The sequence below is a fragment of the Streptomyces sp. NPDC014889 genome, from assembly GCF_043081205.1.
GTDB lineage: Bacteria > Actinomycetota > Actinomycetes > Streptomycetales > Streptomycetaceae > Streptomyces.
On sequence record NZ_JBIBWH010000009.1, the window covers coordinates 112,845 to 132,163 of the forward strand.

Annotated in this window: 17 protein-coding genes and 1 pseudogene; 8 read left to right on the plus strand and 10 right to left on the minus strand. The window is 73.9% G+C overall.

Translation table 11 applies throughout. The annotated features are described in order from the left end of the window. Window positions 1-8: 8 nt before the first annotated feature. From ACF09J_RS19410 to ACF09J_RS19430, 5 genes are all read right to left on the minus strand, one after another. Window positions 9-2,396: a glycoside hydrolase family 65 protein gene (locus tag ACF09J_RS19410; RefSeq protein WP_392306657.1), complete on the minus strand. Its 2,388-nt coding sequence runs from the start codon at window positions 2,394-2,396 to the stop codon at window positions 9-11. 7 nt (window positions 2,397-2,403) lie between these two features. After that, window positions 2,404-3,279 carry a universal stress protein gene (locus ACF09J_RS19415; RefSeq protein WP_392306658.1) on the minus strand — a complete coding sequence of 292 codons (876 nt, stop codon included), beginning with the start codon at window positions 3,277-3,279 and terminating at the stop codon, window positions 2,404-2,406. A gap of 147 nt (window positions 3,280-3,426) precedes the next feature. Then, the gene (locus ACF09J_RS19420; RefSeq protein ID WP_392306659.1) at window positions 3,427-4,155 is read right to left on the minus strand and encodes a CBS domain-containing protein; all 729 of its coding nucleotides are present in this window, start codon (window positions 4,153-4,155) and stop codon (window positions 3,427-3,429) included. 65 nt (window positions 4,156-4,220) lie between these two features. Then, a complete protein-coding gene (locus ACF09J_RS19425) occupies window positions 4,221-4,661 on the minus strand; it encodes a pyridoxamine 5'-phosphate oxidase family protein (RefSeq protein WP_392306660.1) in 441 nt (146 codons plus the stop codon). Between the two features lie 124 nt (window positions 4,662-4,785). Continuing rightward, window positions 4,786-5,856, minus strand: coding sequence for an alcohol dehydrogenase catalytic domain-containing protein (locus ACF09J_RS19430; protein ID WP_392306661.1), 1,071 nt, complete (start codon window positions 5,854-5,856; stop codon window positions 4,786-4,788). A 355-nt stretch (window positions 5,857-6,211) separates the two neighbouring features. Between ACF09J_RS19430 and ACF09J_RS19435 the strand changes: the two genes are divergently transcribed. From ACF09J_RS19435 to ppk2, 4 genes are all read left to right on the plus strand, one after another. Beyond that, window positions 6,212-6,610, plus strand: coding sequence for an STAS domain-containing protein (locus ACF09J_RS19435; protein ID WP_392306662.1), 399 nt, complete (start codon window positions 6,212-6,214; stop codon window positions 6,608-6,610). Between the two features lie 50 nt (window positions 6,611-6,660). Continuing rightward, window positions 6,661-6,843 (plus strand): hypothetical protein, encoded by a 183-nt coding sequence (locus ACF09J_RS19440; protein ID WP_392306663.1) that lies wholly within the window; start codon window positions 6,661-6,663, stop codon window positions 6,841-6,843. A gap of 369 nt (window positions 6,844-7,212) precedes the next feature. Further along, complete coding sequence (locus ACF09J_RS19445; RefSeq protein WP_392306664.1) at window positions 7,213-8,553, plus strand: phosphoribosyltransferase family protein; 1,341 nt, start codon at window positions 7,213-7,215, stop codon at window positions 8,551-8,553. 67 nt (window positions 8,554-8,620) lie between these two features. After that, complete coding sequence (gene ppk2 / locus ACF09J_RS19450) at window positions 8,621-9,424, plus strand: polyphosphate kinase 2 (protein WP_392306665.1); 804 nt, start codon at window positions 8,621-8,623, stop codon at window positions 9,422-9,424. Between the two features lie 2 nt (window positions 9,425-9,426). Here ppk2 and ACF09J_RS19455 read toward each other — a convergent pair whose 3' ends face one another. Beyond that, entirely contained in the window at window positions 9,427-10,293 is an 867-nt protein-coding gene (locus tag ACF09J_RS19455) for a universal stress protein (RefSeq protein WP_392306666.1), read from the minus strand. A 5-nt stretch (window positions 10,294-10,298) separates the two neighbouring features. Continuing rightward, window positions 10,299-10,523, minus strand: a pseudogene (locus tag ACF09J_RS19460) (zinc-dependent alcohol dehydrogenase); the annotation flags it as partial. A gap of 310 nt (window positions 10,524-10,833) precedes the next feature. Between ACF09J_RS19460 and ACF09J_RS19465 the strand changes: the two are divergent. After that, on the plus strand, window positions 10,834-11,286 hold the full coding sequence (locus tag ACF09J_RS19465; RefSeq protein ID WP_392306667.1) for a universal stress protein: 453 nt from the start codon (window positions 10,834-10,836) through the stop codon (window positions 11,284-11,286). 82 nt (window positions 11,287-11,368) lie between these two features. On the opposite strand, the gene ACF09J_RS19470 is transcribed toward ACF09J_RS19465, so the two are convergent. Next, window positions 11,369-13,102, minus strand: coding sequence for a GAF domain-containing protein (locus ACF09J_RS19470; protein ID WP_392306907.1), 1,734 nt, complete (start codon window positions 13,100-13,102; stop codon window positions 11,369-11,371). 186 nt (window positions 13,103-13,288) lie between these two features. Between ACF09J_RS19470 and ACF09J_RS19475 the strand changes: the two genes are divergently transcribed. After that, window positions 13,289-14,149 (plus strand): universal stress protein, encoded by an 861-nt coding sequence (locus ACF09J_RS19475; RefSeq protein ID WP_392306668.1) that lies wholly within the window; start codon window positions 13,289-13,291, stop codon window positions 14,147-14,149. A 22-nt stretch (window positions 14,150-14,171) separates the two neighbouring features. Here ACF09J_RS19475 and ACF09J_RS19480 read toward each other — a convergent pair whose 3' ends face one another. After that, window positions 14,172-15,200 carry a 6-phosphofructokinase gene (locus tag ACF09J_RS19480; RefSeq protein ID WP_392306669.1) on the minus strand — a complete coding sequence of 343 codons (1,029 nt, stop codon included), beginning with the start codon at window positions 15,198-15,200 and terminating at the stop codon, window positions 14,172-14,174. 144 nt (window positions 15,201-15,344) lie between these two features. On the opposite strand from ACF09J_RS19480, the gene ACF09J_RS19485 reads away from it, so the two are divergent. Continuing rightward, entirely contained in the window at window positions 15,345-16,508 is a 1,164-nt protein-coding gene (locus tag ACF09J_RS19485; protein ID WP_392306670.1) for a hypothetical protein, read from the plus strand. A 155-nt stretch (window positions 16,509-16,663) separates the two neighbouring features. Continuing rightward, window positions 16,664-17,803 carry a PP2C family protein-serine/threonine phosphatase gene (locus ACF09J_RS19490; RefSeq protein ID WP_392306671.1) on the plus strand — a complete coding sequence of 380 codons (1,140 nt, stop codon included), beginning with the start codon at window positions 16,664-16,666 and terminating at the stop codon, window positions 17,801-17,803. A 24-nt stretch (window positions 17,804-17,827) separates the two neighbouring features. On the opposite strand, the gene ACF09J_RS19495 is transcribed toward ACF09J_RS19490, so the two are convergent. After that, window positions 17,828-19,291, minus strand: a complete 1,464-nt coding sequence (locus ACF09J_RS19495; RefSeq protein ID WP_392306672.1) for an aminotransferase class I/II-fold pyridoxal phosphate-dependent enzyme — start codon at window positions 19,289-19,291, stop codon at window positions 17,828-17,830. Between the last annotated feature and the right edge of the window lie 28 nt (window positions 19,292-19,319).

The window sequence follows — 19,319 nt, forward strand, 5'->3', positions numbered from 1 at the left end:
AACGGGATTCAGTCGGGCAGAACCAGGGCGCACGTCTCGCCCGGCTGGACGCTGACGGCGCGGTCGGCCAGGCGTACCTCGATCGGCGAGCCGCCGGACTCGGGGACGGTGATCCGGATCCGGCCGTGCTCGAGACGCAGCCCCACGCCCCAGTGCCCCCGGTAGCGGACCGAGACGCCGTAGGAGGACAGCTCCGGGAGCGGGGCGGGGTCGAGCCACAGCGCGCCCTCGCGCGTCTCCAGACCGGTCAGTCCACGCTGCACGAGGTCGAGCGTGCCGGCCATGGCGCCGAGGTGGATGCCCTCGCCGGTGGTGCCGCCCTGGACGTCGGCGATGTCGCTGCGCAGCGCCTCCTGGACGAAGGCCCACGCCTCCGCCCGTCGGGCGCGGGCCAGGACCCAGCCGTGCACCAGACCGCTGAGAGTGGAACCGTGGCAGGTGCGGTCCAGGTAGTAGTCGACGGTGCGCCGCCACAGGTCCTCGTCGAAACGGTGGCCAAGGCGGGCGAACAGCGCGCGCAGCTCGGCCGGGGAGAAGAGGTAGCCGAGCATGAGCACGTCGGCCTGCTTGGACGCCTTGTAGCGGTTGACGCTGTCGCCCTCGGCCTCCAGGATCCGGTCCAGGCGGCGGATGTCGCCGTAGCGTTCGCGGTAGCCGGCCCAGTCGAACTCGGCGAGGCCCCCGTACCCCTCGAACTGGCTGATGACGCCGTCGTGGAAGGGCACGTGCAGCGTGCGGGAGACGTGCTCCCAATGGTCGAACTCGGCGTCGTCCACGCCGGTGCGCTCGACGAGTTCACGGCGGCGCGGCTCGGGCAGGACGCGCAGCGTCCGGAGGGCGCGGTCGAGCACCCAGGCGGCCGTGACGTTCGTGTAGGCGTTGTCGTCGAGGCCGGGGCGCTCGGCGTCCGGGTAGGCGTCGTGGTACTCGTCGGGGCCCATCACGCCGAGGAGGCGGTGGCGTCCCAGACGCTCGTCCCAGGTCGCCGAATCGGCCCAGAAGCGGGCGATCTCGAACAGCGTCTCGGCGCCCTTGGTGTGCAGGAACTCCGCGTCGCCGCTCGCCTCCCAGTACCGCCACACGTTGTAGGCGACCGCTGAGCCGACATGGCGCTGGAGATGCGAGTGGTCCGGCAGCCAACGGTCCGAGCGGGGGTTGAGGTGCAGCCGTTGGCTCTCCTCCCGGCCGTCGCTGCCGCTCTGCCACGGGAACATCGCGCCGCGCCGGCCGATCGCGCGCGCCGCCGAGCAGGCCCGCTCCAGGCGCCGGTGCCGGTAGTGCAGCAGGGCGCGGGAGACCTCGGGGAAGTGCAGGTTCAGATACGGCAGGACGAACAGCTCGTCCCAGAAGACATGGCCGCGGTAGGCCTCGCCGTGCAGTCCGCGGGCCGGCACGCCGACGTCCAGGTCGGCGGTGTGCGGGGAGATGGTCTGGAGCACGTGGAAGAGGTGCAGGCGCAGGATGCGGCCCGGCTCCCCGGGCACGTCGACGGCGGCCCGGCGCCACAGCCGCGCCCAGGCCGTACGGTGGCTCTCCAGCAATTCCTCGAAGGCGGGCGCCGCGCCCACCCGGTCGATCGCGGCGTCCAGCGGGTCGCTGATCGCCAGGTCGCGGGAGGTGTGCAGGGCGACGGTCTTGTCCACCGTGGCGGTCCGGCCGGGCGCCAGGCTCAGACGTGCCCGCTGGATCGCGCGCGGGTGTTCGTGCCGGGTGCCGACCGGTCCGGCCGCCCGGTCGCCGCTCAGGCGGGCGGCCAGGCCGATCCGGATGTCGGAGGTACGGGTACGGCAGCGCAGCCACACCGTGTCCGGGGCCGCGCCGCCGGTGTGCACCTGGGTGAGGTGGCGGCCGTCCAGGTCCTGGTAGCGGCGCACTCCGGCGTTCCTCACACCGCCGTCGAGTGCCGCCTCCACCTCCAGGTCCGCAGGGCCGCCCTCGGTGGTGAACTCGGTGCGCAGGGCGGCCAGATACGGGTCGGCCATGTGCACGATCCGCTGCTGGCGCACGGTCAGCGTCCGCCCGTCACCGAGCCCGTACCGGGTGCGGCGCTCCAGCACGCCCGGGTCCAGGTGCAGGACCTGGTGGTGGTCGAGGACCGGCGCCGTGTCCGGGGTGAGCCAGGCTCCGCCCGCGAGGCGGAAGCGCAGCGGCAGCCAGTCGGGCAGGTTGACCAGGTCCTCGTTCTCCACCTGGCGCCCGGCGACGTGGGAGACGAGCCGGTTGTAGCAGCCGGCCAGATAGGTACCCGGGTAGTGCGTCTCGTCCGCGGCGCACTCCGGCAGCGCTCCGCGGGTGGCGAAGCGGCCGTTACCGAGAGTGCACAGGGCCTCCCTCAGCCGCTCCCGCGCGGGGTCGTAGCCGTCGTACGCCCAGGTCGGCGCCGTCTCCGCCGGCACGGCGCGGTCACGCCCGCTGCGGCACGACGGCCACCGGGCAGTGCGCGTGGTGCAACAGGGTGTGGGCCGTCCGGCCGAGCTGGAGACCGAAGTGGCCCTCCCTGCGCCGTACTCCGACGATCACGAGGTCGGCGGCGGCCGACCGGTCCACGAGCACCCGGTGTGCGGGACCCTCGACCGTCGCGGGGCGCACCCGTACCGCCGGGTGTTCGGCCGCCGGTTCGCGCAGCAGCTCCTCCAGGACGGCGGCCGCGTGTTCCTCGTGCCGCTGGGCCGGCTCGTCGGCGAGCTCCGGGTTCCCGACACCCTCGTGCATGGGGCGCCGCCAGGTGCGTACGAGGTCGAGGACGCAGCCGCGCACCTCGGCCTCCCGGAACGCGAACCGCACGGCCTCGTGCCCGGTGTCGGCGTCACCGACGGCCAGCAGGATCCGCTCATGGGTGCCGGCCAGGCCCGCCCGGTCGCCGCGGACCACGACCACCGGGCAGTGCGCCCGGGCCGCCACGGCCAGACCGACCGATCCCAGCAGCAGCCCCTTGAGCTGTCCCCGGCCACGAGAGCCGATGATCACCGCGGAGGCGTTGGCTGCCTCGCCCAGCAGGGCGGTGACCGCGTCCTGCGGGAGGACATCGGTGGAGACCTTCACCTCCGGGTCGCACCGCTGGGCGCGCTCCGCGGCGGAGGCGACGATGTGCTCCGCCATCACCTGCTCCGAGGAACGTCCCACGGTTCCCGACGGCATCGCGCCCTCGTACCGCTCCCACAGGGACGCGTACACCAGGCGCAGCGGCAGTCCGAACCGGGCGGCCTCGCCCACCGCCCAGTCCACCGCTGTCAGGCTCGGGTCCGACCCGTCGACGCCCACCACCAGGGGCAGTTCCATCGACCCCACCGCCTTCCACCGGGGCTGCCGCCCTCCTGCGGCAGCGCGTCCCACTTTCACCGTCGCATCCGGCACGGCGCGGCGCGAGAGCGGTTCGGTCCTTCCGGGGCCGGTTCGGTGGGCCGTTCGGCCCCCCTCACCCCGCCGTCAGGTCTCGGGTCCGGTGCCCGTCCCCGCGGCGCCAGGCGGCTGCTCGCCGGCCAGATCGGGTTCCAGGAGGGGGCGGCGCCGTGGCCCCGTGAGGTCGCACCGCACGTCCACCACGCCGTCGACGCTCCGCGCCAGGCGGATGACGAGCGGGATGAGAGAGGCGTCCGGGAGCCGGCCGGTGAGCGTGACCACGCCCTCGCGCGCCGCCACGCCCACCGAGTCCGTCAGGAAACCGGCGGCGACGATCTGACGGCGTACGTCCGCGGCGATGTCCTCGTCGTCGCGGAGGAAGACCTTGAGCAGGTCGGAGCGGCTGACGATGCCGACGAGCACGCCGTCGTCACCGACGACCGGCAGGCGCTTGACGCCGTGCCCGGCCATGAGGCGGGCGGCCCGGCCCAGGGTGGCGGCGGGGTGGACGGTGACGGCCGGGGTGTTCATCAGCTCCTCGGCGGTCACGGCCCGGGCCTTGGCCGAGCCCGCGCCGGCCACGGGCCGCGGCGGCCCGCCGGGCAGGTCCGGGTCGTCCTCGCGCTGCTCCTCCTTGCGCAGCAGATCGGCCTCGGAGACGACGCCGAGCACCCGGCCACGGCCGTCCAGCACGGGCATCGCGCTCACGCCCCACTCCTCCATGGTCCGCACGATCTCCTTGAACATCGCTCCACGGGCCAGGGCCACGACGGTCGGGGTCATCACGTCGCCGACGGTGTACTGGGAACCCTGCATGGCGTCCTCCGGCGGGCTCGAAGAAGAGGGTCGGACTGAAGAGGGGGTCGGGGATCGAGCGGAGATCAGAGGACGGAGTCCAGGCCGTGGATGCTGAGTCCGCCGACGAGTTCGCGGCCCGTGACCAGTTCCGGTTCGATGCGGACGAACACCACCCGCGGCGAGGGCACCCAGGAACGCGGGCCGCCGTGAAGCAGGCGCCGGTGCTCGGCGGGGTCGGTCACCACCGAGGCGGGGCCGGTGACGACGACGCTCCAGCCGGAGTGCGCGACCGCGTCCACCTCGTCGGCTTCGAAGGCGACCAACGCGCCGTCGATCGCGCGGACCAGTTCGGAGGTGGCCGAGGTGCACAGCAGCACCGCGCCGTCGCCGTCCAGGGCGAAGTTGACCGGGAGCACCGCGGGCAGGGCGTGCCGCGTGTGGACGATACGGCCCACCGGTGCCTTGGCCGGCAGCCGCAGGCACTCCTGCCGCCCCAGCTCGCGGAACCCGTCGTTGCGATACATCAGTCATCCGTCTTTCCGCCTGGCGGAGCGCGTGCGGCCGTTCCGCGCCGCGTCTCCCGCGTGTCTCCCGCACCTCTCGCGCACGTCCGCGCACGTCCGCGGCCGGGTGGAGCCGTCCGGCCCGTCAGGCCGCCGTCACCGGGACGACCTCGCGCCGCGGACCGCCGAGCACGACCTTCAGGGCGCCCGTCTCGGCGGGGTGGGCGAAGACGTCGTACGCCTCCTCCATGCGCTCCATCGGGAACGTGTGCGTGACGAGCTGGGAGGTGGGCAGCCGGCCGGCCGCCGCCATGCGCAGCAGGGTCGGCGTGGAACGGGTGTCGACCAGGCCCGTGGTGATGGTGACGTTCTTGATCCACAGGTCTTCCAGGTGCAGGGTGGCGGGCCTGCCGTGCACTCCGACATTGGCCACGTGTCCGCCGGGCCGCACCATGCGCGTGCACAGTTCGAACGTCTCCGGCACGCCCACTGCCTCGACGACCACGTCCGCGCCGAGGCCTCCGGTGAGGTCCTCGACGAGCTGCTCGGGGACCTCGCGCGCGTCGGCCACCGCCTCGGCGCCGAGCTTGCGGGCGGCCTCGAGCCGGGCGGCGGCCAGGTCCACGACGATGATGCGCTCGGGTGCGAACAGCCGGGCGGTGGCGATCGCCGCGAGTCCCACGGGCCCGGCGCCGACCACGACGACGGTGTCCCCGGGCCGTACCCGCCCGTTGAGCACGCCGACCTCGTACGCGGTGGGAAAGATGTCGGTCAGCAGCACGGCGTCCGTGTCGGTCACCGCGGCGGGCAGCGGATGCACGGAGAGGTCGGCGAAGGGCACCCGGACGTACTCCGCCTGAGTGCCGTCGACCAGGTGGCCGAGGATCCAGCCCCCGCCGCCGCGGCACTGGCCGTACATGGAGTCGCGGCAGAAGCGGCACCGGCCGCAGGCGGTGATGCAGGAGACGAGGACCCGGTCGCCCGGCCGTACGGCGCGTACCTCGGCGCCGACCTCGACGATCTCGCCGACGGCCTCGTGCCCCAGCACCGTGCCGGGGCGGACCTCGGGCACGTCGCCCTTGAGAATGTGCAGGTCGGTCCCGCAGATGGTCACGGCGTCGACGCGCACGACGGCGTCGGTGGCCTCCTCGAGGTCCGGGTCGGGGACCTCCTCCCAGGCGGACTGCCCGGGGCCGTGGAAGACATAGCCTTTCATGCCGAACCTCACCCTCTTCGTTCCGGAACGGGTGGCCTTGACGGACGGACGGCCGTCGCGGGCGGCCTTCTCGGACGGCGCTTTCAGTTGGCCTTCTCGATCGGCCGTCCCGGTCGGTTCGGCCGGGACCCGGCGGTCCGCGGCCGGCGGGCGCGGACCGCGCTCCGGCGTGGCACCGCCACCGCCCACGTCTTCAGCTTCTCCGACGACCCGGGGTTCCGCATGGGCCGGTCGGCCCCATCGGCCGCCCGCGGGGGCGCGTACCCGCGGGCGGCCGCCCGAGGGCGCTTCGGCCGCCGCGGAGAGGACCGAACGGCCCTTCCCCGCACCCCGCCGGACCGGCTTGGCTGACGGCATGTCCGAACGTCCCACCGGGTCCGCCGACAGCCATGCGGAACGCACGGTCGGCACGACGACCGTCGTCATACTGAGCGGCGACGTCGACCTGGTCACGAGGCTGTCCCTCGCCGCACACCTCGACACGCTGACCGACGGGCCCCGGCCGGACCTGGTGCTCGACCTGCGGCCGGTGCCCTTCATCGACTGCGCCGGGCTGGGTCTGCTGTGCCGGGTCCGCAACCGGGTCGCGGCGCGCGGCGGCCGGCTGCGGCTGGTCAGCGGCAGTCCGTCCTTCCGGCGGATCCTGCGGCACACCGGCCTGACCGGTGTCTTCCAGGTGCTGCCGGAGTTCGGCGAGGGCCCGGTCGCCGGGCCGGCGCACCGGCGGGGGGTGGCCGCCGCGGGACAGGGATGACGCCTGCGCGGCAGGGTGCCCGGTGAGCGCGAGAAAGGGAGGCGGCGACGGTGGCGGGGCGCGCCGCGGGCCAGGAGTTCGCCTGGCAGCGCGCCGCCCGGCAGCCCGTGCGGGCCGTGCTGCTCACGGCCGCTCCTGACACCACGTCGACGGGTGACGCGACCTGTCTGGCACCGGCGAAGGTCCGCTGGACGGGCCCGACGGCACCATCCGTACCGGGCAGGCCCTGGTGAGCACGGACCTGCACGCCGGTGCGACGGTCACCGTCCGGCAGGACGGCCGGGGGCTTCCTGGCCGCCGAGCCGCCCGGCCCGGCGGAGGCGACCGCGCAGGCCGCTCTGTTCGGCACCGGGCGGCGCTCGTCCTCGGCGGGCCGGCCCGCGCGGCGACGGCCCTGGTCCGCCGGCGGCCGGACCGGCGCCGCTACGACCTGTGGGGCGCGGAGTGGGACCTCGTCGGACCGCGCTGGGACCGGACCGTGAGCTGCCCCGGCAAGACGTCCGCGACCCGCCCGGAGGCGTGCGCACGCCGGAAGCGTTCGAATGGAGTCGAGGCGGTTTGCCGCCGCGCCGCCGGAACCACGTACGAGGAGGTGGCGGCGCATGCGCTACGAGAACCGCGCGGACGCCGGACGACGCCTGGCCCGGTGCCTGGAGTACCTGCGCGACGAGGACGTGGTGGTGCTCGGAGTGCCCCGGGGCGGCGTCCCGGTGGCCTTCGAGGTGGCCCGGCACCTGGGCGCCCCGCTCGACCTGGCCGTGGTGCGCAAGCTGCGCGTGCCCTGGCAGCCGGAGCTGGGTTTCGGCGCCCTCGGTGAGCACGGAATACGCGTCATCGACCGGACCGTCCTGAGCGAGAGCGGCCTCGATCCCGCCGGGCGGGAGACCGTCGAACGCGCCGAACGGGCCGAACTGGAACGCCGACTGCGGCACTTGCGCGACAGCCGGCCGCCGCTGCCCGTGGCCGGGCGGACAGCGCTCGTCGTGGACGACTCGCTGTCGACCGGCGCCGCCGCCGAGGCCGCATGCCGGGTGGCCCGGACCCGTGGCGCCGAGCAGGTGGTCCTCGCGGTCCCGGTCGGACCGGAAGCGGCGCTGCCGCATCTGCGCACGGTGGCCGACCGGGTCGTCTGTCTCCAGCCGCTGCGGCACCTCGGCTCGGTCGGCGCCTGGTACACGGACTTCGGGCGCGTCACCGACGCGGAGGTCGCCACGCTGCTGGGCGAGAGCCGGCAGGCCACCGCGTTCGCCACCGGACCGCCCTCCGGTCCTCTCTCGGAGGCACCCTCGCCGGACCGGGAGGTGGAGGTGCCGGCCGGTCCGGTGCGCCTGGCCGCGCGGCTCGCCCTGCCGCCCACGCCGCCGGTGGCGGTGGCCTACGCCCTGGGCGGCGGCAGCGGCCGGCACCGCCCGCCCCACCAGCGCGTCGCCGCCGTCCTGCGCCGGGCGGGCCTGGGCACGCTGCTGATCGACCTGCTCACCGAGGACGAGGAGCGCACCCCGCACAACGTCTTCGACATCGTGCTGCTGGCCCGGCGCCTGCGGGCCGCCACCGACTGGCTGCGCCGGGAGACCGGCCTGCCCGTGAGCCACTGCGCGGCGGGTACGGGCGCCGGTGCCGCCGTGGAGGCCGCGGCGGACGACGACATCCGCGCCGTGGTCTGCCTCGGCGGCCGTCCCGACCTGGCCCCGCCCTCCGCGCTGGCCCGGGTGCGCGCCCCCTGCCTGTTCGTCGTCGGCGCCCAGGACACACGGCTGCTCGGCCTCAACCGGCTCGCGGCGGACTGGATGTGCTGCGACCACCGCGTCGTCCCCGTTCCCGGCGCCACCGACCTGTTCACCGCACCGGACACGGTGGAGACGGTGGCGGAGCTGGCCCGGGACTGGTTCACCACCCATCACGCCCGGCCGGAGCGGGCGGCGAGGCCCCTGACGTCGGCATGAGCGGCGCCCGTCGTCCACGCGGCCGCCCGGGTGCGCCGACGCCCGCCGGGAAGTACGGTGTCCTGCTGTGACGGCCGACAACGGGGCGGCGCTGCCGCGCAAGACCTACGAGCGCGAACTGCTGCGCCTGCAGACGGAGTTGGTGAAGCTCCAGGAGTGGGTGCGGACCACCGGGGCCCGGCTGGTCGTGGTGTTCGAGGGGCGGGACGCGGCCGGCAAGGGCGGCACCATCAAGCGGGTGACCGAGCACCTCAACCCGCGTATCGCCCGGATCGTGGCCCTGCCCGCGCCGACCGAGCGCCAGCGCACTCAGTGGTACTTCCAGCGGTACGTCGAGCAGTTGCCGGCCGCCGGGGAGATCGTGCTGTTCGACCGGTCCTGGTACAACCGGGCCGGGGTCGAGCACGTGATGGGCTTCTGCACCAAGGAGGAGCACCAGCGGTTCCTGCGCCAGTGCCCCATCTTCGAGCGGATGCTGGTGGAGGACGGGGTTCTGCTGCGCAAATACTGGTTCTCGGTGAGTGACGCCGTCCAGCAGGAACGTTTCCGGCGCCGTCTGGAGGACCCGCTGCGACGCTGGAAGCTGTCGCCGATGGACCTGGAGTCCATCACACACTGGGAGGCGTACTCGCGGGCCAAGGACGAGATGATGGTGCACACGGACATCTCCGAGGCACCCTGGTACGTCGTGGAGAGCGACGACAAGCGCCGTGCCCGGCTGAACATGATCGCCCATCTGCTCGGCACCATGCCGTACCACGAGGTCTCACCGACGGCGCTGCGGCTGCCCGAGCGGCCGGCGTCGACCGGCTACGAGCGGCCGCCTCGCGATCTTCAGACCTACGTCCCCGATCGCACGGCGGACCTGTGACCTCACGCCCGTTCGGGCACCACGGCCACGGGGCAGGCCGAATGGTGCAGGGCCGTATGGGCGACCCGGCCGAGCTGGAGCCCGAACCGTCCCGCCCGGCGCCGGGTTCCGACCACGAGCAGGTCGGCGCCCGGCGAGGCGTCAAGGAGCACGCGGCGGGCCGGACCCTCCGCGGTGCGCCGGCGCACCTTCACCTCCGGCGGCACGTCCCGCAGCGCCGATTCGAGGGCGTCGACGGCCCGCTCCTCGTACACCCGCTCGGGCTCCCCGCCGAGCAGCGGATGGTCGAGGGCCTCGTGCGCGGGACACCGCCAGGCCCGTACGGCCTCCAGTTCGACCCCGCGGCGCAGGGCCTCCTCGGCGGCGAAGCGCACCGCCGCCGCGGACCGGTCCCCGACGCCGACGACGACGCGGCCCCGCACCGGGGTGCGCGCCTGGTTGTCGTGGCTGCCGCGGATCACGATCACGGGACAGTCGGCGTGCGCGGCCACGAACAGGCTGACCGAACCCAGCAGCAGGTCGACGACCGCGCTGCGGCCACGGGCGCCCACGACCAGGGCGGAGGCGTTCTTGCCCTCCCGCACCAGCGCGTACTCGGGCGCCTCGGGAAACGCGGCCCTGCTGATCGGCAGGTCCGGATGGCGGGCGCGGGCGCGCCGGGCGGCGGCCGCGACCACCTCCTCGGCCTCCACCTGGTCGTCCGGCTTGCCGAGCTCCCGCGCGAGCGCGGCGCCCTCGTAGCGCTCCCAGAGCGAGGCGTACACCACCCGCAGCGGCACCGCGCGCCGGGCGGCCTCGTCCGCGGCCCAGTCGGCGGCCCGCAGACTGGGTTCCGAACCGTCGACTCCGACGACCACCGGCAGATCCATGGTCCTCAGCCTCCCTCTCCGAGGTCGAAAACGATGCGAGCCTTGACCTGACCGCGCAGCACCTCGTCGATGGACTCGTCGACGGAGCCGAGCGGGCGGCTCTCCCGGATGACCCGGGTGCGGCCCTCCGCGTGCAGTCGGAAGACCTCCGCGAGGTCCTGCCGGGTGCCGACGACGGAGCCGGTCACCGAGATGCCGCCGAGCACGGTGTCGAAGATCGGCACCGGCAGCCCGAGCAGTCCGGCCTCGCGCGCCGCCCATTCGGCGGCGCCCCGGCTCTCGGGTGAGCCGTCGAGACCGGCGGTGACGGTGCGGGGCATGGACTCCCACCTCCTGCGGCGCTGCCGCGACGGGGACTTCGGTGATCCGCTGATCGGTTGATCCGCTTCCGAGAATCGCCGCCGGCCGGCGCGGCGGCCAGGGGCCGCTGGTCCCGCACCAGGGCCGACCGGCCCCTGACCGGGACGGTCCCTGGCTGGCACGGTCGCCTCGGGCCGGGCAGCGTGGACGTAGGCACAACGACTGCTCAGTGAGGTGGCCATGCAACCCTCTGAACCGCGACGCCGGGTGGTCGTGGGCGTGGACGGTTCGCCCTCCTCGTGCGCGGCGCTGCGCTGGGCGGCGGGATACGCCCGGCTCGTCGGCGGTGTCGTCGAGGCGATCCACGCCTGGGACACGCCGTCGTCCATCGGCTGGACCGGACCGGCGATCGATCCCGAGTTCGACCTGGAGCAGGCCCGCGAGCGCTTCGCGGAGGGGCTGCACGCTGTCTTCGGGGACGACCGCCCGGCGCACCTGGTGGAGTACCTGGTCGAGGGCGATCCGTCGGAGGTGCTCGTCCGCGCCTCGGCAGGGGCGGACGTCCTCGTCGTGGGCAGCCGGGGCCGCGGCGGCTTCTCCCGCGCGATGCTGGGCTCGGTCAGTCAGCGCTGCGCCCAGCACGCGGCCTGCCCGGTGGTCGTGGTACGCCCGGACCACGAACGACAGGCCTGATCCGCCCCGGACGCCCGGCTCAAGAGCGCCAAGTCCCTCGAACGCCGGGGGCGGCACCTGCTCTCGGCGACCCCGGGTCCGGTCACTCCCCCGGCGAAGACCGCACGGCCTCCCCCGAGCCCACCGGCGCGTGCCAGAGCAGCCTGGTGCCGCCGTGCTCGGGTGTGGTCCACTCCAGGCCGCCGCCCAGCCGGCGGGCCCGTTCGGCCATGTTGGCCAGCCCGCTGCGACGCCCCTCGGCGGGAATCCCCACTCCGTTGTCGGTGACCGTCAGCCGCACGCTGCGGCCGTCGGTCTCCAGGGCCACCTCCGCGCGGTCGGCGTGCGCGTGCCGGGCGATGTTCGTCAGGGCCTCCGACAGGACCGCCACCACCTCGTCCGCGGTCTCCCGGGACACATGTGTGTCCAGCAGCCCCTCCATCCGCACCCCGGGCGCGAACCCGAGTACCGGCGCGGCCTCCCCGACCACCTGCACCGCCCGCGTTCGCAGTCCGGCGCCCGCCTCCTCGTCGTGCGCCCGCAGGCCGAAGATCGTCGACCTGATGATCTTGATGGTCTCGTCCAGGTCGTCGACGGCTCGCAGCACCCGCTCCTTGGCCCCCGAATGGTCGATGAACCGGCCCGCGCTCTGCAGGGTCATGCCCGTCGCGAACAACCGCTGGATCGCCAGGTCGTGCAGGTCCCTGGCGATCCGGTCACGGTCCTCGAGCAGCGCGATCTGCTCCGCGTCCCGCCGCCGCCCCGCCAGCTCCATCGCCACGGCGGCCTGCGCCGCGAAACCCTTCAGCAGTTCCAGCTCCTTGCCGGAGAAGTCGTTCCCGCCGGCCTCCCGCACGAGCAGGACCACCCCGCGCACATGATCGCCCGGGTCCCCGACCGGCACCGCCACCGCGGGACCCAGGCCCGAGAACCGGGGCGGACCCGCCGTGACCCGCGGGTCACGCGAGATGTCCGGGCTGCTCACCGGCACCCCGCCGGTGAACGCCTCCCCGGTCAGCGTGCCCTCCACCGGCAGCACCAGTCCCCGGTGCGCCTCAGCCTCCCGGCCGATCGCCAGCTCCACGCTCAGCGTCCCGGTCCCCTTCACCGGCGTCGACATCGCCGCCAGCGCCGCCCCCGTGATCTCCCGCGCGCGCTCGGCTATCAGCCCCAGGACCTCCGCCTGGTCGGCACCCGACATCAGGCTCTGCGTGATCTCCGCCATCGCCCGCAGCCAGCGCTCCCGCAGCCGCGACTCCTCGTACAGCCGCGCGTTGTCGATCGCCACGCCCGCCGCCACGGCCAGCGTGGCCAGCACCGACTCGTCGTCCTCGTCGAACTCGAGACCGCCGCGCTTCTCGGTCAGGTACAGATTGCCGAAGACCTGGTCCCGCACCCGGATCGGAACGCCGAGGAACGTGTTCATCGGCGGATGGTGCTCCGGGAAGCCGTACGACGCCGGATGCTCCGACAGCTTCGTCAGCCGCAGTGGTTCCGGATGCCGGATCAGCTCGCCCAGGATCCCGTGCCCTTCGGGGAACGGGCCGATCCGCGCGATCCGCTCCTCGCTCACCCCGATGGTGTGGAACGCCGACAGCCGCCTGCCGTCCGGACCGATCACGCCCAGCGCCGCGTACTCGGCGTCCACCAGCGTCGCCGCGGCGTCCACGATGCTGTACAGCACCTGCTCCAGGTCCAGCTCCCGGCCGACCGCGAGCACCGCCTCCAGCAGACTGTGCACCCGGTCCCGGGTACCCCGCGCCGCGTCGAGACGCGCCTGCAACTCCCCCAGCAGCTCGTCCAACCGCAACTGCGGCAGCCGCACACGGGCCTCCATCGACTCCCCGGAACCACCCACCGGTGACCCTCCAAACCCCCGCGCACCACCGAAAGCCGTCTCACCCACCTGCCAGCCACATTAACGGCCCCGGCAGGGGCGGGGCACCGCGAGCCCGGCCGGTTCCACTGGTGGCGCCGTGACGGCCCGTCCACAATGGTCCTCTGTCCCGCAGGGGAGGACCGGATGACCCGTTTCCTCATGGCCGGGATCGACGCGTCCCGGGAGAGCCTCGTCGCGGGCGAGTGGGCGGCCGGGGAGGCGGACCGCCGCGGTCTGGAACTGCGGCTGGTTCTCGCCGTTCCCGACCCCGCCGACGGCATCGCCGAACCCCCGTTCGCCCTCTCCTGGCAGCGGTCGGGCGAGGAGGTGCTGGGACGCGCCGAGGCCGCTCTCGCAAAGAGGCGTCCCGGTGTGGTGATGAGCGGCGTGCAGGTGACCGGCCCGGCCCCGGACGCCCTGCTCTCCGTCGCCCGGACGGCCGAACTCCTCGTCGTCGGGGCGCGCGGGGACGGCGGATTCGACGAGCTCGTGGTGGGTTCGACGGCGCTGGCGGTGGCGAGTCACGCGCCCTGTCCCGTGGTGGTCGTGCCCCGGCCGCCCGCCGCCGCACGGCACGAGGCGGAGGTGGCGGTCGGTGTCGACGCGCGCAAGGCGGCCGAGCCCGCCCTGGACTTCGCCTTCGGCGCGGCTCTGCTGCGTACGGCGCGGTTGCGTGCCGTGCACGCGTGGGCCCTCACCGGCGCCCCGCCGTGGACCGCGCTCGCGGTGCCCGAGGAGGACCGGGCGGCCTGGGAGGACGAGGAGGTCCAGCGGCTGTCCGACGTGCTCCGGGAGCCACGGGGGAGGTATCCCGGCGTCCCCGTGCTGCCCGACGTCGTGCTGCTCCACCCGGCCCACGCGCTGGTGCACGCCTCGCAGCGGGCGGGCCTGCTCGTCGTCGGCCGGCGTACGGGCCCGCGGGCGGCCGAGCAGCGGCTGGGTCCCGTGGCCCACGCCGTGCTGCACCACTCCCACTGCCCGGTGGCCGTGGTGCCCCACGGGTGACCGCGCGTGCGGTGACCGCGCGTCAGGTGCCGAAGAAGACGTCGAACTCCTCGTACAGCTCCATGGGGACCCGCTTGTTCGTGCCCGCCACCTCCGCGAGCGGGACGCGTACGACATCCGTGCCGCGCAGGGCCGTCATCGTGCCGAAGGCGCCGTCCCTGAGCGCGTCGACCGCGTGCAGACCGAAGCGGGTGGCGAGCCACCGGTCGTAGGCGGACGGCGTGCCGCCCCGCTGGACGTGGCCGAGCACCGTCGTACGCGCCTCCTTCCGCGTACGGCTCTCCAGCTCACGGGCGAGCCAGTCACCGATGCCGGACAGGCGCACGTGCCCGAACTCGTCGCGCGACTCGTCCTTGACGACCATCTGCCCGGCCCGCGGGACCGCGCCCTCGGCCACGACGACGATCGGCGCGTAGTTGATCTCGAAACGCCGCTCCACCCAGGCGCACACCCGGTCGACGTCGAACTCCACCTCCGGGATGAGGATGGCGTTCGCGCCGCCCGCGACGCCCGCGTGCAGGGCGATCCAGCCGGAGTGGCGCCCCATCACCTCGACGACCAGCGTGCGCTTGTGCGACTCCGCGGTGGTGTGCAGACGGTCGATGGCCTCGGTCGCGATGCCGACCGCGGTGTCGAAGCCGAAGGTGTAGTCGGTGCCGCCGACGTCGTTGTCGATGGTCTTCGGCACGCCGACCAGATCGACCCCCGCGTCGGCCAGCGCGCTCGCGACGCTGAGCGTGTCCTCGCCGCCGATGACGACCAGGGCGTCGATCTCCTGGTCGCGGAGCGTCTCGCGGATGCGGTCGATCCCTCCGTCGATCCGGAGCGGGTTGGTGCGCGAGGAGCCGAGGATCGTGCCGCCGAGCGGCAGGATCCCGCGCACGGCCGCGACGTCCAGGGGACGGGTGACGCCCTTGACCGCGCCGCCCCAGCCGTCCGCGATCCCGGTGAACTCCCAGCCGTACTCCTGCGCGCCCTTGCGCACGACACTGCGGATCACCGCGTTCAGACCGGGGCAGTCGCCGCCTCCGGTCAGCACTCCCACCCGCATGGCCACTCCCTCGCAGATCTCCCTCCAGCTTGGACCCGCCGGCGGCCTGCCGCACGGCACGGCAGAGGTGAGGCGGGCGGTGGGGCGGGGTACGCAGGAGCGACGCGGCGAGGCCGCGACGGATCCACGCGAAGGAGACCAGAGGTGCAGCAGCGAGGGCCCCGGCACGAGGGCGTGCGCGATGCCACATGGCGTGTCGGGGTCGTGGCCGATCCCGGGCTGCCGAGCAAGGTGGCCGCCGACGTGGTGAACCGGGGACTGACGGACCTGCTGGCCTTCCGCGTGAGCCCGGACGTGCGCTGGGAGGTGCAGTTGCTCCACGAGACGCTGCCCCTCAACGAGCAGCGCACCGTTCCGCTGCTGGAGTCGGCGGCCCGGCGCAGGCCCGACAACGGCTGGGACGTGCTGGTGTACCTGACGGACCTGCCCCGGCGTCTGGACTCCCAGCCGGTGATCGCGGACGTGAGCGTCGGCCACCGGGCGGTGCTGATCAGCCTGCCGGCGATCGGGCCGTTCCGCCTCCGCCACCATGTGACCGAGACGCTGGTGCGCCTGGTGCGCCGGATCCACCAGCAGCCGCCGAGCCCGGAGGGGGTGGCCCGTGGGCCGGTGGGCCGGCTGCTGCGGCGTCCGGGTGAGTGGGTCTCGCCCGTGCGGGAGATCCCCACGGTCGACGAGGGCATCGACGCCTCGCTGGCACTGGTCGGCCTGCGCGGGCGCCTTCGTCTGCTCCTGGGGATGGTGCGTGCGAACCGGCCCTGGCTCCTGGTGCCCCATCTGGCCAGCGCGACCGCGGCCGCCGCCGCCACGGCGGCGTTCGGGCTGTTCTACTCCAGCATCTGGAACATGGCCGACGCGCTGGCGCCGGCCCGGCTCGTCCTGATCATGTTCCTGGCCATCGCCGTCATGGTCGGCTGGCTGCTGCTGTACAACCACCTGTGGGACGCCAGAACCGGCCAGGCGTCCAGGCGGCAGGTCGTCCTGTACAACGCGGCCACCCTGTGCACCGTCTTCATCGGCGTGCTGTGCATGTACGCGCTGCTGTACGCACTGGCGCTGGTGGCCGCGCTCGTGGTCATCGACGCCGGATACCTCTCCTCCCAGCTCGGGCATCCGGTCGGCTACGGCGCCTACGCCGGGCTGGCCTGGCTGTCGTCCTCGATGGGCATCGTCGCGGGCGCTCTGGGATCGAGCCTTGACACCGAGGAAGCCGTACGCCAGGCCACCTACAGCCGCCGTGAGCGCGACCGGCAGGCCCGCGACCGTGCCACCGCCGCTTCCCCGTCGGGCACCACCGAGGACGCGTGAGACGTCCGGGTCCACGGCCCTGGCCGCCGCCCGTGGCGGCCAGGTCGCCCGGCTGAGGATTTGTCACTTATGGTCTGGTAAGAGTCTTTTATGTTCCGGCGGCACCAGCCTGGCGCGAGCGCCGAATGCCGCAGAGTGAGGGCTGGGTGACGGACATGACAGCCAGTGGACTGTTCGTGGGAGTGCGGGGGCGGCCGAGGCGTGCCCTGGTGGCGCTCCCGTTCGTGCTGATCGCGGTGATCTCGCTCGCGGACGCGCTGACTCCGCCGTACGTGGAGCTCGGACCGCTGCTGATGGCGGCGCCCGCCGTCACCGCCGCGTTCGCCGGCCCCAGGCTCACCGCGCTGGTCAGCGTCCTGGCCGTGGGTGCCCGGCTCGCGGTGGCCTCGCTCCAGCACACCGTGGGCATCGCGAGCCGGGACGGGGAGATCGCCGCGCTGGCCGCCGGCACGATCGTGGTGGTCGTCTTCACGGCGGTACGCGACCGGCACCGGCGCGTGCTGAGCCAGGTGCGCTCCGTGTCCGAGACCGCGCAGAAGGTGCTGCTGCGGCCGCTGCCGGACCGGATCGGGCCGCTGACGGTCGCCTCGGTCTACCTCGCCGCCGAGGCCGAGGCGCAGATCGGCGGTGACCTGTACGCCGCGGCGCGCACCCACACCAGCACCCGGCTGCTCATCGGCGACGTGCGGGGCAAGGGAATGGCGGCGGTCGGGGACGCCGCGATGCTGCTCGGCTCCTTCTACGGGTTCGCCCACCGCCAGGAGGACCTGCCCGCCCTGGCAGCCCACCTGGACGGCAGCGTCAGATGGGATCCGCACCGAGGCGAGGACAGCGGCGAGGAACGCTTCGTCACGGCGGTGCTCCTCGACTTCCCCGACCACGGCGGCTGCGTCGACATGGTCAACTGCGGGCACCCGCCGCCGCTGATGCTGCGTCACGGCACGGTGGTGCCGCTCGACCGCGGCCCGTCGGCGCCGCCGCTCGGACTCGGCGAGTTCAACGGCGGCGACTACGTCCTCGACAAGTTCCCCTTCGAGGCGGACGACCTGCTGCTGCTGTACACCGACGGAGTCGTCGAGGCCCGTGACAGGTCCGGCGCCTTCTACCTGCTGGCCGAACGTCTCGCCGCGTGGCGGGACCGCGCGCCCGACGACGTGCTCCGCCTGCTGCGCGGCGACCTCCTCGCGTACGCCGGGGGCCGGCTCACCGACGATGCGGCGGCCGTCGCGGTCATGTGCGCGCCGCCGCATCGGCCCCCGTCGGCCCTGGGGGACGCCGGACCGGAACAGCGGTGACGGGTGGGAGGTGACCCGCTCTCCTCAGTCCCGCGCCACCACCCGGAACGTCTTGACCGACGGGTCGGCCGCGTCCGTGATCAATACCCCGTGTTCGACACCGCTGCGCAGGTATTCGACCACCTCGTCGGTGATGACCTCGCCGGGGGCGACGACCGGCACGCCCGGAGGGTACGGGCTGACCGTCTCCGCGGCGATCCGTCCCGCGGCCCGCTCTGCGGGCACATGGTCCACCGGTGCGAAGAACGCGTCACGCGGCAGCAGCGCCTGCTCGAGTTCCAGGTCCGAGGGCCCGGGCAGGTGGACCGGCGGCCGCTTCTCGATCGAGTCCGCGCCGGCGGCGAGCGCGCGCAGCGCGCTCAGCAGCACCTCCTCGGTCTCGTCGTCGTCGGCGTGCGTGATCGAGGCGCTGATCCGGCAGGTGTCGGAGCCGCCGACGTCCACGTGCCGGTGTGCCCGCAGCCACTCGGCCGCCTGCATGCCGCTGACGCCGAGTTCCCGCACGTCGATCACGATCTTGAGCGGGTCGAAGTCGGCGACCAGGCCCTCCTTGACGACCTCCCGGCCCATGGGCCGCAGTCCGGGCAGGTCGCCGGCGGCCGTCCGGACGCGTTCAGCGCGCTGCAGCGCGGCCTCCAGGAGGCCGTGCCCCTGTTCGACCATCTGGCGGCGCCAGCCGTCGAGGGTCGCGTACACCAGGGACGAGGCGCTGGTGGTGCCCAGCAGGTCCTCCCGCTGCTTGAGGGCCTCGGGCGAGACCCGGTCGTACTGGAGGTGGAAGACGGAGCTCTGCTCGATGGCGCCGCCCATCTTGTGGACGCTGGTCACCACCAGGTCGGCCTCGGCGTCCATGCCCCAGGCGGGCAGCCCGGGATGGAACGGGAGGTGGGCGCCCCACGCCTCGTCCACGATCAGCGGGACGTCGAACTCGTGGCACACCCGGGCCACGCCCGCCACGTCGGCGCAGGTACCCCAGTCGGTGGGGGTGATCAGCAGCATGCCCTTGGCGTCCGGGTGCTCCCGCAGGCGGCGGCGTACGTCGTCGGGCTCCGGCGGGTGAGCGAGGTGCCGCTCGGCGTCGAACTTCGGGTGCACCCAGATCGGTTCGACGCCGTTGACGACGACGGCCGCGATCACGGACTTGTGCGCGTTGCGGGACAGCAGCAGCTTCTCCCCGGGCCCGGCCACGGCCAGCATGGCGGTCTTGACCGACAGGGAGCTGCCGCAGGTCGAGAAGAAGGCCTGCTCGGCTCCCACCGCGTCGGCCATCAGATCCTGGGCCTGCCCGAGCACCCCCTGGGACTGGCGGCGGTCGTCGAGTCCGTTGAGGGACAGGACGTCCGAGCGGAACACGTCGATCCCGACGATGTCCGCCACCCGCGGGTCCGCGCCCCGGCCCTGCTTGTGCCCCGGTGGGCCGAAGACCACGTCCCCACGACGCCGGAACTCCTGCAGCGCCTCCAGCACGGGTACACGCGAGTGGTCCATCGTTCCTCCCTGGTCACGGTCCGCCGCC

What these genes read in the sequence shown, in the direction of transcription:
- ACF09J_RS19415 (WP_392306658.1), bottom strand. Translation starts at nt 3,279, where the DNA reads ATGGAACTGCCCCTGGTGGTGGGCGTCGACGGGTCGGACCCGAGCCTG.
- ACF09J_RS19470 (WP_392306907.1), bottom strand. Translation starts at nt 13,102, where the DNA reads ATGGAGGCCCGTGTGCGGCTGCCGCAGTTGCGGTTGGACGAGCTGCTG.
- ACF09J_RS19495 (WP_392306672.1), bottom strand. Translation starts at nt 19,291, where the DNA reads ATGGACCACTCGCGTGTACCCGTGCTGGAGGCGCTGCAGGAGTTCCGG.
- ACF09J_RS19465 (WP_392306667.1), top strand. Translation starts at nt 10,834, where the DNA reads ATGCAACCCTCTGAACCGCGACGCCGGGTGGTCGTGGGCGTGGACGGT.
- ACF09J_RS19480 (WP_392306669.1), bottom strand. Translation starts at nt 15,200, where the DNA reads ATGCGGGTGGGAGTGCTGACCGGAGGCGGCGACTGCCCCGGTCTGAAC.
- ACF09J_RS19420 (WP_392306659.1), bottom strand. Translation starts at nt 4,155, where the DNA reads ATGCAGGGTTCCCAGTACACCGTCGGCGACGTGATGACCCCGACCGTC.
- ACF09J_RS19445 (WP_392306664.1), top strand. Translation starts at nt 7,213, where the DNA reads ATGCGCTACGAGAACCGCGCGGACGCCGGACGACGCCTGGCCCGGTGC.
- ACF09J_RS19455 (WP_392306666.1), bottom strand. Translation starts at nt 10,293, where the DNA reads ATGGATCTGCCGGTGGTCGTCGGAGTCGACGGTTCGGAACCCAGTCTG.
- ACF09J_RS19430 (WP_392306661.1), bottom strand. Translation starts at nt 5,856, where the DNA reads ATGAAAGGCTATGTCTTCCACGGCCCCGGGCAGTCCGCCTGGGAGGAG.
- ACF09J_RS19425 (WP_392306660.1), bottom strand. Translation starts at nt 4,661, where the DNA reads ATGTATCGCAACGACGGGTTCCGCGAGCTGGGGCGGCAGGAGTGCCTG.
- ACF09J_RS19435 (WP_392306662.1), top strand. Translation starts at nt 6,212, where the DNA reads ATGTCCGAACGTCCCACCGGGTCCGCCGACAGCCATGCGGAACGCACG.
- ACF09J_RS19475 (WP_392306668.1), top strand. Translation starts at nt 13,289, where the DNA reads ATGACCCGTTTCCTCATGGCCGGGATCGACGCGTCCCGGGAGAGCCTC.
- ACF09J_RS19490 (WP_392306671.1), top strand. Translation starts at nt 16,664, where the DNA reads ATGACAGCCAGTGGACTGTTCGTGGGAGTGCGGGGGCGGCCGAGGCGT.